This window comes from Sediminibacillus massiliensis, from assembly GCF_900156915.1.
Classification (GTDB): Bacteria; Bacillota; Bacilli; order Bacillales; family Amphibacillaceae; genus Sediminibacillus_A; species Sediminibacillus_A massiliensis.
Genome location: NZ_LT732535.1, coordinates 2,364,134 through 2,380,534 on the forward strand (window position 1 = coordinate 2,364,134; position 16,401 = coordinate 2,380,534).

The following is a 16,401-nucleotide window of genomic DNA, read 5'->3' on the forward strand; positions in this document are numbered from 1 at the left end:
CAATTGGTTGATTGCAATATAGTGACTAATCCGTTATATTATTTTATTTAATGACTAGGCAGTCACTACCTCCACTGACTCCAAAACTCGGTGTAACAGTAATTGGTGGTCCTACCAGTTCAACTATTTTGACACTAGTAATCGTACCAATTGTATATGAAGTCGTTTCTAAGTTTACGAAAAAAGCTCGCTAAATGTATGAAAGGTGTATCCTCTTTTGAAAGATACACCTTTTTTTCAACTTAACTGTAAAGGGTTCCAACAATAAAAGGAGCCACTAGTAAAAAAACAGAAATGACAATTAAAGACAGGGAGACTCGTTTGGAAAGCCTGACCCGTTCCTCCCCTTTGTACCAACCACTAAACTGCCACCTGTTCCGATACACAACAAACAGCAACAATAGCACACCCAGTCCGGCAAGCCAGGAGTATTGGGCGGTGGGACTGTTGATTGTGTACAGCCCGCCAATCAACTGCCATATCAAGCCACCAAGAAGCAGAAAAATAAAACATATGCGCAACAATTCCAATATAATCCTTAGCGGAAGAAACTTCATATGCTCTCTTTCTTGTTCTTTATGTTCCAAACTCTTTCACCTCCCATGTACTTGCCGTCTTCAAAATTGAGCTTGTATATATCCGGCATCGATAGTTGTCTCCAAAAGTGATAATCGAACTGCCGGTCATAATAATTCATTATCAGCACCATGATATTCCCGTGAGTTCCGATTGCAACATTCTTTCCGTGATATTTTTTCAACACATCCTCTAATGCCCGGATCCCTCTTCGCTGAGCGACATTATTTGATTCGCCGCCTTCCCATGCGAAATCCGGATCATTCCAGACTGCTTTGATCGCTTCCTCAAAATTATCATGGCTTCCTTCCGTCAGCTTTCTTTCTTTGAATCCATCCACAATCTCGATCTTTTTGTTATTTGCTTCCGCAAGTCCGGACACAGTTTGGATGGCTCTTTTATAAGGACTGGATAAAATGTGGTCAATCGACTCATTCTTCATATGTTCTATGATTCTGTCTGCGTCTCTCCAGCCATCCTCAGACAACGGCCTGCCCAATTCATCCGGTGTATAGCGGGAGTGGGCATGGCGAATAAAATAGATGTTTGTAGACATGATATTCCTCCGTATTAATGCTAATTCCAGTTTAGCATTATATGGAATTTTGTTACACTCAATTTCAACAGTCTCGGCGCTTCCAACCCACAATCATTGACAAGAGTCAGACGTCCATGCTACATTTATCTTGAATTAAAGATATTAATTTATCTTCCTAATAAAACTTTCACCCTTTTCAACACTCTGCAGTTGAGGGGAACTGCGACATAGTGACAATTCTACTTTGGTGTTGCTTCTTGCTATCCTGATTTAGTTGAATGCTAACCCGGCGCTGCGGAAAAACACTCCCTTTCCGGGGGCAGCAAAGGTCTTCGATGGGGCGAGTAACCGCAGTCCCACGCGTCCAAAGCCCCACAAGAAGCGTACTTTGCTGATGAGGAGGCTGAGGCCGTGCCAGCGAAAAGCGAAGTGTTCTGCGGCAGCGGTTGTGTAGCACCCGACTTATTCAGATGGGAGGAAGTCTTGCTAAAGAAAGTTAGTTCGCAGTTTATATATTATGCTCACAATCAGTATTTTGGCTGTGTGGAGTAATTTTAAGTCTAAGACAGTTTTCGAGATTGTCCTTGAAACGAAAATAAATCACTTTGATTAGAGAATAATAGTCATATTCACAAGGAGGAATTGACATGAATCCATTAAAAGGTATTCACCATGTCACTGCTATTACCAGCAGTGCAGAAAAGAACTATGAATTCTTCACATATGTACTCGGCATGCGTCTTGTTAAAAAAACGGTCAACCAGGATGACATTCAAACATATCACCTCTTCTTCGCTGATGATGAAGGCAATCCTGGCACAGATATGACTTTCTTCGATTTTCCCGGGATACCGAAGGGTGTGCATGGAACAAACGAGATTTCCAAGACATCTTTCCGCGTCCCGAGCGATGCTGCGCTCGATTACTGGGTTGATCGCTTTGATCGTTTGGAAGTAAAACACACCGGCATCAAGGAACAGTTCGGAAAGAAAACTCTCTCGTTCGTTGATTTTGACGAACAGAACTATCAACTGATTTCCGATGAAAATAATGCAGGAGTGGCTTCCGGCAAACCTTGGCAAAAAGGACCGGTTCCTTTGGAATATGCAATCACCGGCCTTGGTCCGATTTTCGTACGGATTGCCGACTTTGATTATTTCAAGCAAATCATGGAGAAAGTGCTCGTATTTAAAGAAATAGACCAGGAAGGTTCCTTCCATTTATTCGAGGTTGGTGAAGGAGGAAATGGTGCGCAAGTAGTTGTTGAACATAACGTGGTGCTTCCTCAAGCCAGACAAGGATTCGGAACGGTGCACCACGCGGCATTCCGAGTCGAAGACAAAGCCGAATTAGATCAGTGGGATCAATGGTACCACCGTTTTGGACTGCAAACATCTGGTTATGTGGACCGCTTCTTCTTCAAGTCTCTTTATACCAGGGTAGCTCCACAGATTTTATTCGAACTGGCAACCGACGGACCTGGTTTTATGGGAGATGAGCCTTATGAGACTCTCGGTGAAAAACTTTCGCTACCTCCGTTTTTAGAGCCAAAACGGGATCAAATTGAGAAAATGGTCCGTCCGATAGATACGGTCAGAAGCACAAAGGAGTTCAAAAAAGAATAATCTCCACTTTCGGAAGCAATCGGGAAACCCGCCAGAAAATGGCGGGTTTTTCTTTGCATTTTATAAAGATTTAAACCAGCCTCCCTACATGTGCTTAAATATTACATCCACCAGAAGAAAGCACATTTACTCCACTAGTCGCAAAATATATAAAATGCAACATAATTTTAAGTGACTTCCTCCCATTCTTTTCGGATGAAGTGGTAGTTCAGCGCTACGGTAAAATGCGAGACTCCTTGAAAATAAAGTTCCATTTTCTGCGTGCGGTGTAAATTCAAGGAGGTCTTTTCAAAATCCTGCGGGAAAGGAACAGTCTGAAGACCCCGCAGTTGGCGTTTTTTGCTGACGAGGAGGCTGAAGCGTTCCCCGCGGAAAGCGAGTATTCTACCGTAGCGCTGGGTTAGCACTCAACCTGTAAAGGATTAGAGAAAATCTCTCTAAGGTGAATTCTCACTATGTCGCAGTTTACCTCAATGAACAGAGGAATCGAAAAGATGTGTGAGTATTTGTTCAAGGTTATCCACCAGTTGTGCACAACTGGATATGATTTATTACTTAAAAAGGGTTATCCACATGTGGATAACCCTTTTTGGTTATTTCGTTGCTGGTGAGGTTCTTAAATTTAGCGGTTGCCTGGGGCGGTTAGGGACTTCATGGTGATGACGGCAGCGTGGTTCGTACGATTCAGATGCACCCACCAGGATAACGGGATCATCGTAGGATGCAGGCCTGCCATCAATCAAACGCTGTGTCCTGCTTGCCGGAGACCCGCATACTGGACAAATGGCGTTCAGTTTAGTGACTGATTCGCTCAATGCCATTAACTTTGGTACTGGACCAAATGGCTCACCGCGGAAATCTGTATCTAAACCAGCGACGATGACACGGTGACCATGATTAGCCAGCTCATCGACAATCTCGACAATCTCTTCATCGAAGAACTGTACTTCGTCAATTCCCACTACATCAATGTCTTCGTCCATGTATTTTAATATATCGGCCGAACTTGCCACCGGTCTGGCCAATATCGAATTGCCATTATGAGATACAACTGATTCTTCGGCATACCTGTCATCGATTGCAGGTTTAAAAACCCTTACCGATAAGTTTCCGTATGTAGCCCGGCGGACTCTTCGAATCAATTCTTCCGATTTACCAGAAAACATGCTACCACAAATCAGTTCCACCCATCCACTTTGTTTCATTACATACACAAGCGGGTCTCTCCCTTCGAGGTTTAAAGAGTTGTCCAAAAGTGACCAAGTTTGTTATCAAAAAAGTTTGCTTTATATATAAACAGTAGTTTCCTATTAGTGTGTAAGAAAAACCCTCATATTATAAATTCTGACAGAAAAAAAACAGGCAAAAGTAAGACAATTTGCCTGTTTTTCAACATATCTTTTGCTGGTTAAGCGGACAAGCTGTATGTCCTTTGTGCATTAACCAAGATTGTATTTTTTCTTGAAACGATCCACACGGCCGCCAGCTTTGTCAGCTTTTTGTTTGCCAGTGTAGAAAGGATGAGAAGCTGAACTAATTTCCACACGGATCAATGGGTAAGTGTTGCCATCTTCCCATTCGATTGTCTCGTCAGATGCCTGAGTAGATCCTGTAAGAAATTTGTAATCAGAGCTTGTATCAAGGAATACTACTTTTCTGTATTCCGGATGAATTTGTCCCTTCATGTCTTTCCACTCCTTTTGCCCTGAATCCTTAAGAAACAGAGTTATTGTAAGCCCCGTCGAGCGGGGTTCGAAAGCATCACTAAATGTTAAACCTGACAGGTTTATCTAAAGCAACCTTTTCTAAGCTCACATAGACTGATTATAACAGTGTGAAATACTGTTTGCAAGGCTGAGTTCGGGATTACTGCTGGATATTTTTGCTGTCATAATCAGATCCATATGGCTTTATACCCGTTAACTCCGGGTACGACGTGAAAAAGTTGGATTTACTACCTTCTTGCAGTGCCTTTACGCTTCATATCTTCCTCCATGTTTTGGAAGAACTCTTCATTATTTTTCGATGCCCTCATCCTTCTCAAGAAACGTTCAACAAAGTCAGGGGAATCCTGCATGGTTTTTCTGATCGCCCAAATTTTATCCAAATGGGATTTAGATACAAGCAGTTCTTCTTTTCTTGTGCCTGATTTGAGAATGTCGATTGCTGGATAAATCCTTCTTTCCGCAAGGCTTCTGTCCAAATGCAGTTCCATATTGCCTGTTCCTTTGAATTCCTCGTAGATGACATCATCCATTCTGGAACCAGTATCGACAAGCGCCGTTGCCAGGATTGTAAAGCTGCCGCCCTCTTCAATGTTCCTGGCAGCCCCGAAGAAACGTTTCGGCCGGTGGAATGCCGCCGGATCGATACCTCCGGATAAAGTACGTCCACTAGGCGGAATGACCAGGTTATAAGCACGAGCCAGCCTCGTGATACTATCCATCAAAATCACGACATCTTTCTTGTGTTCGACCAGTCTCATTGCACGTTCAAGTACAAGTTCCGATACTTTAATATGGTTTTCAGGAACCTCATCGAAAGTGGAACTGACTACGTCGACATCAGGATGTACGGACCGCTCGATATCGGTCACTTCTTCAGGCCGTTCATCAACTAGCAGGATAATCAGCTTCGTATCAGGATGATTTGCAGAGATGCTGTTGGCAATCTGCTTTAACAGCATTGTTTTACCGGCTTTTGGCGGTGCGACAATCAAACCGCGCTGCCCGAAACCGACAGGAGTCATCAAGTCGATAATTCTGGTCGATACTTTTTTGGTTTCCGTTTCCAGGCTCATCAAACGATCCGGATAAAGCGGAGTCAGTGCCGGGAAGTGGACTCTTTCCTTTGCGATTTCAGGGTCTTCCCCGTTGACGGCGTCTACATGCAGCAAACCATAGTAGCGTTCGTTTTCTTTAGGAGGACGGACCTTCCCAGAGACTTTGTCGCCATTCCGAAGGTCGAACCGACGGATTTGGGATGCAGATATATAGATATCCTCTGCGCTTGGCGAGTAGTTAATTGGTCGTAAAAACCCGAATCCTTCAGATGGAATGATTTCCAGTATTCCATCCATAAACAAAAAGCCATCTTTTTCTGCCTGCGCTTTTAAAATTGCAAAGATAAGCTCTTTTTTGGTAAGTTTCGCATAATAGGAAACTTTGTATTCTTTTGCTTTTTCATAGAGTCCTTTCAAAGTAAGCGACTCTAAACTAGAAATAGACAATTCAGCCACAAAATCACCACACCTATTTAATTTTATATATTTAATAGAAATAATACTCGCGTATGAAGGCACGGTTAACCAAACTTCACCTGACATACCAATAATGCTTTTAGAATTAAATTATTTAGTAAATGAATGGGTTGGATAAATATACTTCCTGTAGCGAAGTCTTTTTGGGACAGCTTTACGAGAATTTATTTTAGAGGAATTCCTGCAGGATGATCATCACCATTGGCTAATGCCAAAAGCCGTTCCAAGAAGAAATTGAAGGAAAGCATAAAGCTAGAATAGAAGTTTATTAAATCTAACATACATATCGTATCCAATAATTTTTGTTTCTAAACCTCTTCCATATTACCTTTTTCGCCTTTAACAATCAACTAAAATCGATAATTTAACCTTTTAAAGATTGTATCCCCTTCCAAAGGAGGCAGAACAATTTTGTACATATTGGGCTTGTTATGCAAAGAGGAGTGTCCAGCACTCTTGCCAAGCGGAAAGACACTCCTCGCATTTTCTGCACATGAATAAATCTGTCGGGAATCAGGAATTTTGAAATTGTTCCACTTCATCCTTGCTCATTTCTTCCCGCCAAATCTTCGCACCCAAATTAGTCAGTTTCTCTGTGATTTGTTCATAGCCACGATCAATATGTTCAATTCCGGTTATTTCGGTTATACCATCCGCCATTAAGCCTGCGACAATCAAGGCTGCGCCTGCCCTGAGGTCACTTGCTTTCACTTTTGCCCCTTCCAGTTGGACAGGACCAGACACAATTGCCGATCCTCCTTCAACCTTAATTTGAGCATTCATCCGGCGAAGCTCGTCAATATGCTTGAACCGGGCCTGATAGATCGTATCCGTCACCAGTCCTGTTCCTTCAGCCTTCGTTAAAAGCGATGTGAAAGGCTGTTGAAGGTCTGTCGGAAATCCTGGATGGACCAGTGTTTTAATATCTACGCTTTTGAGGCGTTTACTAGGCAGGACAAGTAACTGCTCGTCCCCTTCTTCGATGGTGACACCCATTTCCCGCAGTTTTGCCAGCAATGATTCCAGATGTTGCGGGATAACATTATCAATAAGCACTTTTTCGCCCTGAGCCGCGGCCATGATTGTATAAGTACCAGCTTCAATACGGTCCGGGATGATAGTATGCGTACAACCTGACAGATTTTCACAGCCTTCAATCCGGATGACATCCGTTCCTGCCCCTTTGATTTTCGCACCCATACTTGTCAGCAATGTTGCTACATCAATGATTTCCGGTTCCTTGGCTGCATTCTCAATAATCGTCTTCCCTTTGGCTTTGACTGCAGCCAGCATGATATTGATGGTAGCACCGACACTGACTACATCCAAATATATACGTGCTCCCCTTAGTTCATCTGCACGCAGGTATAATGCGCCTTGTTCATTGGTCACCCTCGCTCCAAGCGCTTCAAAACCTTTTATATGCTGGTCGATCGGACGCGGTCCCAAATGACAGCCTCCTGGAAGTCCGATTGCAGCTTGTTTGAATCTTCCGAGCATGGCTCCCATGAAATAGTAGGAAGCGCGGAGTTTTTTCACTTTTCCGTTTGGCAGAGGCATATCGACCATCTTGCTTGGATCAATATGGATGGTCTGACCCTTCCAGGATACCGTTCCTCCGATTTCCTCTAATAAATCACCCAAAATACCGACATCAGATATTTGCGGCAATCCTTCGATTATCACTTTGGAATCTGCAAGAATTGCTGCAGGAAGCAATGCTACCGCACTGTTTTTCGCTCCGCTGACTCGTACTTTACCATTAAGAGATCTGCCGCCTTCAACAAGTATTTTATGCATTTCGAACTCCTCGCTTTTGAGATTGTTCAAAAAGATGTTCAAGGAATACTTTCCGGGTTGTATCCCAGCTCTCTCATTCCTCATCAACACGTAGTACCCTGATTCCTTTTGAACCTGCTCTTCCAAATTATTCAATATATCTCCGCTTAGTTTACACCATTTTTACCAAACAATACTAATTTTCTTTACGCCAATCAGCTAAATTTTTACCATTCCCCGTTGGAAAACGGAGATTCTACTACATCAGTCAATACTTTAAATGGCACTGTCGAAATATGGGCGCCATGATAGGCTGCTTCTTTGACATGGAGTGGATGCCTGATCGATGCGGCGATTATTTCCGTGTCAATTCCGTGGCGGTCGAAAATCTCCGCAATGGACGACACCACTTCCAGCCCATTACATCCGGCATCCTCCATAATCCCCAAAAAAGGCGAAACATAACTGGCTCCGGCCCTGGCTGCCAGCAATGCTTGACCGGCATGAGAAATCAAGGTGACATTCGTTTTTATATTTAATTCGCTTAACGCTTTGACTGCTTTCAAGCCCTCCATCGTCATTGGTACATTAACCGTCATAGTTGGTGCGATGACGGCGAGCTCTTTGCCCTCTTCAACCATTCCTTCTGCATCCTCAGATATCAGCTCAGCACTGACTGGGCCTGACACTTCACGGGTTATTTCTTTAAGCCTGCCTTGTAAGGAAACGCCTTCTTTTTCAACAAGGGTTGGAGTTGTTGTCACCCCGTCCAGAATCCCGAGTGCATTTGCCTCTCTGACCTCTTCTAAGTTGGCCGTATCAATGAAAAATTTCATCCTTACAACCCCTTTCAAAAGATTGGACAGAATTCGTTTGATATACAATTCCCGCATAAGATGATTTTGAAGCATCCGGATGGCTCAAAAGCAGCCAAAGCATTTGAAGCGTGGCTGAATTTATCATCATCAAGTCTTGGAAGATAAATTGTTATGTTTGCTAAAGTGGATAATTGTATGAAAAGGAAACTGCCTGATGACAGCTTCCTTCTCTTATAATACAAAATATTGAATACTAATGGTGCATTCAGCGCCGTTACTTTGCGGTCGCCTTTACGCTTTGTTGGATGAACCGAATTCGCGCATTTTGCCGATGACTGTTTCTTTGATAGCGTCGCGGCCTGGTCCAAGATATTTACGTGGGTCGTATTGTTCAGGCTGTTCAGCCAATACTTCACGAACTCTTTTCGCTTGAGCGATTTGGTTTTCTGTATTTACGTTGATTTTAGAAGTTCCAAGGGAAAGTGCACGTTGGATATCCTTTGTCGGGATACCAGTTCCACCGTGAAGCACCAATGGCACGTTTACAAGGTTGAATACTTCTTCCATGCGGTCGAAGCCTAGGTTCGGTTCACCTTTGTAAGGGCCGTGAACAGATCCAAGAGCTGGCGCAAAGCAATCAACGCCTGTTTCATTTACCAATCGTTCACATTCTGCAGGAATCGCATAAGCAGCTTCTGCATCGTCCACAACTAAGTCATCCTCTTGTCCACCGATACGGCCAAGTTCTGCTTCGACAGATACGCCGTGGATGTGAGCAAGCTCAACCACTTTTTTAGTCAATGCAATGTTTTCTTCTAACGGGTAATGAGATCCGTCGATCATTACAGAAGTGAAACCTGCATGGATTGCTTCCGCACATTTTTCAAAGCTTGAACCATGGTCCAAATGGATGGCTACAGGCACTGTAGTACCGTATTCTTCCATAAGAGCTTCAACCATTTTCACTACCACTTTGAATCCGCCCATATATCTTGCTGCGCCTTCGGATACCCCAAGGATTACCGGAGAGTTTTCCTCTTGTGCAGCTTGCAGGATAGCTTGAGCATATTCAAGGTTGTTAAGGTTGAATTGCCCAACACCATAGTTATTCTTCTTTGCTTCTTCGAGCATTTCTTTCATTGAAACTAAAGGCATGTAATTTCCTCCTTATGAACTTCTATGTTTTGATATTGCTTGTGCAGTCGATTCGATTTTGAATAGACACTAGTATAAGAATACCAACTCCTATCTGTCGGTGCAACAAAACAGTCAGTAGTTAGCGTTTTCTTTTTATATTTCGATAATTATGTAAATTTTATTAGCGATTTTGCTGTAAAATTCTGTTCACATGGAGACGCGCATCATCAATGTTAAAAGGCTTGGCAAAGACTTCTTCAACCATCGGAAATTCATCTCTCCTGCTTTCTATTTCTTCTATCAATCCGCTCATCAATATTGCGGGTATGTAAATTTCCCTTTCCTGCAGAGTGTTCAGCAGTCCTTTGGCATCCATTATCGGCAGCCTGTAATCCACCATTAATAAGTCCGGTTTCTTTTCTATAATTTTATCCAATGCTTCTTTTCCATTCGATGCCGTCGTAATCTCATACCCCTCTCTTTTCAGAACTTCTTCCAGTAACATGCGGATCCCCGGTTGGTCATCTACTACCATAACCGTTTTCTTCATATGGCTCAGCCCTTCCCACAAAATAAAATAGTGTATATTAGTCCAGATGATAATGATAATACTATAAATATCTTCTAGCAAAATGTGGATATTCCTGCCTATTTACACGGAATAATCGAATACCAACTATATTTGTCGGAAAAATGTTTAAAAAACGCTGTTCCTGTCATAAGGAACAGCGTTTTTATTAGGAATTTATCGATTCGACTTATGTTCAGCAGAAGCTCCGATAAAGTCATGGAACAATTCTTGCGGCCTTGTCGGGCGTGATTTGAATTCCGGATGGAACTGAGAGGCTACGAACCATGGATGGTCGTCCAGTTCGATCGTTTCAATCAATCTGCCGTCAGGGCTTGTACCAGAGAAAATGAAACCTTTGCTTTCCATCTGCTCGCGGTAATGGTTATTGAATTCAAAACGGTGGCGGTGTCTTTCATACACGACATCTTCGTTCTGATAGGCCTGACGCGTTTTTGTGCCTTGTTTCAAACGGCAAGGATAAACACCAAGGCGCAGTGTACCTCCTAAGTCTGATACATCTTTTTGCTCCGGAAGCAGGTCGATGATCGGATGCGGTGTGCCTGGATCAATTTCTGCAGAGTGTGCTCCTTCCAAGCCAAGTACATTCCTCGCAAATTCAACTGTAGCCAGCTGCATACCAAGACAAATGCCGAGGAATGGAACTTTTTCTTCACGGGCATAACGGATTGCTTCAATCTTCCCTTCGATACCACGATCTCCGAAGCCGCCTGGTACGAGAATGCCATCTACATCTTTCAGTTCTGCTGCGATATTTTCTTTGGTAACTTCTTCAGCATTGACCCACTTCACTTGGATATCTGAGTCATATTGGTAGCCAGCATGTTTCAACGCCTCTACTACAGAGATATAAGCATCCGGCAATTCGACATACTTTCCTACCAGGCCGATGGTGATGGTTTTAGACAAGTTCAAGACACGGTCGACCAGCGACTTCCACTCTGTCATTTCCGCTGGCGGGCAATCCAGGCCAAAGTGGTCACAGGTGATTTGATCTAAGTTTTGCTCCTGCAGAGACAATGGCACATGATAAAGGGTGTCTGCATCCCCTGCTTCGATAACCGACTTCGGATCGATATCGCAGAACAGAGCAATTTTGTCTTTCATGTCCTGGCTTATTTCCATTTCCGTACGAAGCACGATCACATCCGGCTGAATCCCGAGTGACCTCAATTCTTTAACGCTATGCTGGGTCGGCTTTGTCTTCATTTCTCCTGCCGCTTTTAGATAAGGAACCAGCGTACAGTGGATATACATAACATTGTCTCTGCCGATATCACTTTTGATCTGGCGAATTGCTTCCAGGAATGGAAGGGATTCAATATCTCCGACAGTCCCTCCGATTTCCGTTATAACTACATCGGCATTTGTCTGATCTCCTGCACGGAACACCTTGTCTTTGATTTCATTAGTAATATGCGGGATGACTTGCACCGTTCCACCCAGATAGTCGCCGCGGCGTTCTTTCTTCAAAACAGTAGAATATATTTTACCCGTAGTCACATTACTGTATTTGTTCAAGTTAATATCAATGAAACGCTCATAGTGACCAAGGTCCAAATCGGTCTCCGCACCGTCTTCCGTTACAAAAACTTCTCCGTGTTGATAAGGACTCATCGTACCCGGATCCACATTGATATATGGATCGAATTTTTGAATGGTTACATTTAATCCCCTGTTCTTTAACAATCTGCCAAGGGATGCTGCTGTAATCCCTTTTCCGAGAGAAGATACAACTCCACCTGTTACGAATATATATTTTGTCACCCTGATTCCCTCTTTCTGTATGTTTTTGTTATATATAATGGATGCACGAGACTTTCATCACAGCTTAGAAAAAAGCAGCACCACTTTTTTAGGGAGTTTTCATTTATTATTTAAAAGATAATGCTATCGTATTCTCATTCAGAAAAACAAGAAATCCGACCGGAAATTTTCTTCAAAATCCGGAACTCGCTTGATTTTTCATATAAAAACAAGAAAAGCGCTCCCCTGTTCAGGGGAACGCCTTATTTACGTAAAACAATTAAAGAGCCCAAATAAAATATTACTCACTTAGCCCGTGAAAGTCAAGCCGCTTTTTAATTGTAATTGTCATCGTTGGCAGTATCATCATCTTCGTCGCCTGTGTACGAAACATCTTCCTCGACGATTTCCTGGTCTTCGTCATCTAACTTATCGCTTCGGAAATCACCATCGTAAGCATCATCGTCATTGCCGAGGGTATCATCATCCTCGTCGTCATCTTCTTCGAAATCGTCGCTATCATCCAATTCATCCAAGTCCACGTCTTCGTCCAAGTCCAAATCCTCGTCATCGAATTCATCCAGATTTTCATCTTCGAAATCGTCATCGAATTTATCTTCGTTTTTCTTCGCCGCTTTTTTCTTTTTCTTCTTAGGAGTATTGTGGATTTCCTCTTCAATTTGTTCGAATGGATACCAGTCCCTCAACCCCCAAAGATTGGAACCAACAGTCAAAAAACGTCCATCAGTATTTAAATCCGTATAAAATTGAGCAATACTTTCGTCTTTTTGAGCATCGGAGAATCCTTTTAATTCAGCGATTTCATTAAATACTTCTCTGAAATCTGTCGCTTTTTTCTTATCTTTCAGGATTACGTTCGCTAGTTCGATCATGGAAAATTCAGCAATTTGTTCCTCGCTGTAATTTGTCAAGCTCACGGTCAAGCACTCCCTTTATATCAAATATTAGATTTCATTTTACACACATGTATGTTTTTTATACCCTTATGATAGCTGTTTAACCTATGTGGTAAAGCCTCCCATACATTATATGGTTATCATTTTCAAAATGCAATATTAGAAGTGCTGCCGGAAGTTACATATTGCGGCGGTATTGACCCCCTACTTGATAAAGTGCATGGGTGATCTGGCCGAGGCTTGCGGTTTTCACGGTTTCCATCAGTTCTGCGAAGACATTCCCGCCAGATGCGGCGGTTTGCTGCAGTTTTTCCAACGCGGCAGCAGCTTCATCTTCATGCGCCTTCTGAAACTTGCGGAGCTCATCGATTTGATGGGATTTCTCCTCCTTGGTGGCTCTTGCCAGCTCCATCGAATCAACTTGGTCTGCCGGTTGCGGATTCGGATTCAAGTACGTATTGACTCCGATGATCGGCAGGTCCCCGGAATGTTTCTTCGCTTCATAATAAAGGGATTCTTCCTGGATTTTCCCACGCTGGTACTGACGCTCCATTGCCCCCAAAACACCGCCGCGGTCGTTGATCCTTTCGAATTCTGCCAAGACGGCTTCTTCTACCATATTTGTCAGTTCGTCAATGATGAAGGCACCTTGCAGGGAATTTTCGTTTTTCGTCAAACCAAACTCTTTTGTTGTAATCATTTGTATAGCCATCGCCCGTCGGACCGATCCTTCTGTCGGTGTCGTAATCGCTTCATCGTAGGAATTAGTGTGAAGGGAATTACAATTGTCCTGGATGGCGATCAAGGCTTGCAGTGTCGTCCTAATATCGTTGAAGTCGATTTCCTGGGCGTGGAGTGACCTGCCCGATGTTTGGATATGGTATTTCAACTTTTGGCTTCTTTCATCCGCCCCGTATTTTTCCCTCATCACAATCGCCCAGATTCGTCTGGCAACACGGCCGATGACCGTATACTCCGGATCCAGACCATTGGAAAAAAAGAAAGACAGGTTGGGGGCAAATTTGTTAATGTCCATGCCCCTGCTCAGGTAGTATTCTACATAAGTAAATCCATTTGCGAGCGTGAATGCCAGCTGGGAAATCGGATTCGCTCCCGCTTCGGCGATGTGATAACCCGAGATAGAGACGGAATAGTAATTTCTTACTTGATGGTCGATAAAATACTGTTGGATGTCCCCCATCATCCTTAGGGCAAATTCAGTTGAAAAAATGCACGTATTCTGCCCTTGATCCTCTTTCAATATGTCCGCTTGCACCGTTCCCCTTACTGTAGCAAGCGTCTCGCTTTTTATCTGCTCCAATTCATCCTGATTCGGATCCCGTTTTTCCGCCGCCCTGAATTTGTCGATCTGCTGGTCGATCGCCGTATTGAAATACATCGCCAGGATAATCGGCGCAGGACCATTGATCGTCATCGAAACAGATGTTTTCGGATCGAGCAAGTCGAAGCCGGCATACAATTTTTTCATGTCTTCCAATGTGCAAACATTCACACCGCTTTCTCCGACTTTGCCATAAATGTCCGGACGCTCATCGGGGTCTTCCCCATATAATGTGACAGAATCGAATGCAGTACTTAACCGTTTTGCTTCATCGTCCTTTGACAAATAATGAAAGCGGCGGTTCGTGCGCTCCGGTGTACCTTCGCCGGCAAACTGCCGCTTCGGGTCTTCGCCCTTCCGTTTGAACGGGAACACACCGGCTGTAAACGGGAAAGCTCCGGGTACGTTTTCCCTTAACAGCCAGAGGAGCCTGTCACCCCAATCCTGGTAAGAGGGAAAAGCGACTTTAGGCACTTTCAGGCCTGATAAGCTCTCTGTTTTCAATTCCATAGTAATCTGCTTGTTACGGACTTGGAACTGCATCTGGTCTTCCTGATAACTCGCTTTTGTGTTATCCCATCCGTCCAGGAGCTCCTTGTTATTCTGGTCGAGATTCTGTTCTTCCCCGGCAATTGATTCAGCCAGTTCTTTTTTAACCGCCTCCTGTTCAACAAGTTCCATCGCTCCCTTTAGGCGGTACAAATTCCTGGCAGTATCTGCCTGCTGTTCAGCATGCTTGTGGTAATTTTTAACAATTGCTGCAATATCGCGTAAATACTGTTTTCTGTCATTCGGAATGATGATATTCTGCTTTTCGACCTTGGCATCCGTTCGCAGGGATGTCACGTACTCCCATCCATAATCCTCTTTCAGTTTCTCCAGGACCGCTGCAAATAAATTATTCGTTCCGGGATCGTTGAATTGGCTGGCAATCGTGCCGAACACCGGAAAGTCCTGTTTATCTTGATGGAACAACATTCTGCTCCGTTCAAACTGTTTCCTGACCTGGTTCAATGCATCCTCTGATCCTTTTTGTTCAAATTTATTGATCACAATAAAATCCGCAAAATCGATCATATCGATTTTCTCCAACTGGGAAGGAGCACCGTATTCAGCTGTCATGACATACATGGATATATCGCAAATATCGGTGATCGCGGCATTCCCCTGGCCGATTCCACTTGTCTCTACAATGATCAAGTCGAAATCAGCTGCTTTGGCAATATCTATAACCGGGGAGATTGCTTTTGATAGCTCTGTGTTGGAATCCCTTGTGGCAAGTGACCTCATATAAACTCGGTCGGAAAATATCGCATTCATCCGGATTCTGTCCCCAAGCAATGCACCACCCGTTTTCCTTTTCGTCGGGTCTATAGAAAATATTGCCACTTTCCTATCGGGTATTTCGTTGATAAACCGCCGGATCAGCTCATCTGTCAACGAACTTTTGCCAGCGCCTCCCGTTCCAGTAATCCCGAGGACAGGTACTGTTTTCTCTGTTGCCGTTTTCATGGCAGTCTCCAATGCAGCAGCTTGCTCTTCTGAAGGATGGTTTTCCACATAACTGATCAAGCGGGCAAGCGCACGATGGCTGCCAGTCTTGAGCTGTGTCAGTTCTTCTTGCAACCGGAGCGGTGTAGGAAAATCGCATTCCTTCAGCATGAAATCGACCATGCCTTGCAGTCCAATCTGCCGTCCATCTTCTGGAGAAAAAATCCTTGCAACCCCATAGGCATGCAGTTCTTTCATTTCACGCGGAAGAATGACACCGCCTCCCCCGCCGAACACCCGGATATGTTCCATCCCTTGTTCCTTCAACAAATCAATCATGTATTTGAAATATTCGACATGACCGCCTTGATAGGATGAAATGGCAATCCCCTGGACATCCTCCTGTACGGCGGCATGGACAATTTCATCGACAGCCCGGTTATGTCCAAGGTGGATTACCTCCGCCCCACTAGACTGCAGGATTCTTCTCATAATATTGATCGAGGCATCATGGCCGTCAAATAAACTTGACGCTGTAACAAATCGGATCGGATACTCCGGCTTATACATTTTCATCTGTTTGC

General features: G+C 43.7%; 12 protein-coding genes and 1 pseudogene. 1 reads left to right on the forward strand and 12 read right to left on the reverse strand.

Annotated elements, in window-relative coordinates:
* Nucleotides 1-242: 242 nt before the first annotated feature.
* Both CZ434_RS12575 and CZ434_RS12580 read right to left on the reverse strand, forming a co-directional pair.
* The gene (locus CZ434_RS12575) at nucleotides 243-587 is read right to left on the reverse strand and encodes a hypothetical protein (RefSeq protein WP_245830982.1); all 345 of its coding nucleotides are present in this window, start codon (nucleotides 585-587) and stop codon (nucleotides 243-245) included.
* Nucleotides 554-1,132 carry a histidine phosphatase family protein gene (locus CZ434_RS12580; RefSeq protein WP_077623465.1) on the reverse strand — a complete coding sequence of 193 codons (579 nt, stop codon included), beginning with the start codon at nucleotides 1,130-1,132 and terminating at the stop codon, nucleotides 554-556. The genes CZ434_RS12575 and CZ434_RS12580 overlap by 34 nt, the downstream gene beginning before the upstream one ends.
* A gap of 629 nt (nucleotides 1,133-1,761) precedes the next feature.
* Between CZ434_RS12580 and CZ434_RS12585 the strand changes: the two genes are divergently transcribed.
* Complete coding sequence (locus CZ434_RS12585) at nucleotides 1,762-2,739, forward strand: ring-cleaving dioxygenase (protein ID WP_077623466.1); 978 nt, start codon at nucleotides 1,762-1,764, stop codon at nucleotides 2,737-2,739.
* Between the two features lie 593 nt (nucleotides 2,740-3,332).
* On the opposite strand, the gene CZ434_RS12590 is transcribed toward CZ434_RS12585, so the two are convergent.
* The 10 genes and pseudogenes from CZ434_RS12590 to icmF all read right to left on the reverse strand — a co-directional run bounded on the left by CZ434_RS12590 (nucleotide 3,333) and on the right by icmF (nucleotide 16,393).
* Nucleotides 3,333-3,953, reverse strand: a complete 621-nt coding sequence (locus CZ434_RS12590) for a thymidine kinase (protein ID WP_077623467.1) — start codon at nucleotides 3,951-3,953, stop codon at nucleotides 3,333-3,335.
* A gap of 225 nt (nucleotides 3,954-4,178) precedes the next feature.
* Nucleotides 4,179-4,424 carry a type B 50S ribosomal protein L31 gene (locus tag CZ434_RS12595; protein ID WP_077623468.1) on the reverse strand — a complete coding sequence of 82 codons (246 nt, stop codon included), beginning with the start codon at nucleotides 4,422-4,424 and terminating at the stop codon, nucleotides 4,179-4,181.
* 269 nt (nucleotides 4,425-4,693) lie between these two features.
* Complete coding sequence (rho, locus tag CZ434_RS12600; protein WP_077623469.1) at nucleotides 4,694-5,977, reverse strand: transcription termination factor Rho; 1,284 nt, start codon at nucleotides 5,975-5,977, stop codon at nucleotides 4,694-4,696.
* Nucleotides 5,978-6,511: 534 nt separating this feature from the next.
* A complete protein-coding gene (locus tag CZ434_RS12605; protein ID WP_077625180.1) occupies nucleotides 6,512-7,798 on the reverse strand; it encodes a UDP-N-acetylglucosamine 1-carboxyvinyltransferase in 1,287 nt (428 codons plus the stop codon).
* Between the two features lie 175 nt (nucleotides 7,799-7,973).
* Nucleotides 7,974-8,613 (reverse strand): annotated as a pseudogene (fsa, locus tag CZ434_RS12610) (fructose-6-phosphate aldolase).
* Between the two features lie 273 nt (nucleotides 8,614-8,886).
* Nucleotides 8,887-9,750 carry a class II fructose-1,6-bisphosphate aldolase gene (fba, locus tag CZ434_RS12615; RefSeq protein ID WP_077623470.1) on the reverse strand — a complete coding sequence of 288 codons (864 nt, stop codon included), beginning with the start codon at nucleotides 9,748-9,750 and terminating at the stop codon, nucleotides 8,887-8,889.
* A gap of 163 nt (nucleotides 9,751-9,913) precedes the next feature.
* On the reverse strand, nucleotides 9,914-10,282 hold the full coding sequence (locus tag CZ434_RS12620) for a response regulator (RefSeq protein ID WP_077625181.1): 369 nt from the start codon (nucleotides 10,280-10,282) through the stop codon (nucleotides 9,914-9,916).
* Between the two features lie 195 nt (nucleotides 10,283-10,477).
* Entirely contained in the window at nucleotides 10,478-12,088 is a 1,611-nt protein-coding gene (locus tag CZ434_RS12625) for a CTP synthase (protein WP_077623471.1), read from the reverse strand.
* Nucleotides 12,089-12,402: 314 nt separating this feature from the next.
* Entirely contained in the window at nucleotides 12,403-13,005 is a 603-nt protein-coding gene (gene rpoE, locus CZ434_RS12630; RefSeq protein WP_077623472.1) for a DNA-directed RNA polymerase subunit delta, read from the reverse strand.
* A 157-nt stretch (nucleotides 13,006-13,162) separates the two neighbouring features.
* The gene (gene icmF, locus CZ434_RS12635; RefSeq protein ID WP_077623473.1) at nucleotides 13,163-16,393 is read right to left on the reverse strand and encodes a fused isobutyryl-CoA mutase/GTPase IcmF; all 3,231 of its coding nucleotides are present in this window, start codon (nucleotides 16,391-16,393) and stop codon (nucleotides 13,163-13,165) included.
* Nucleotides 16,394-16,401: the final 8 nt, after the last annotated feature.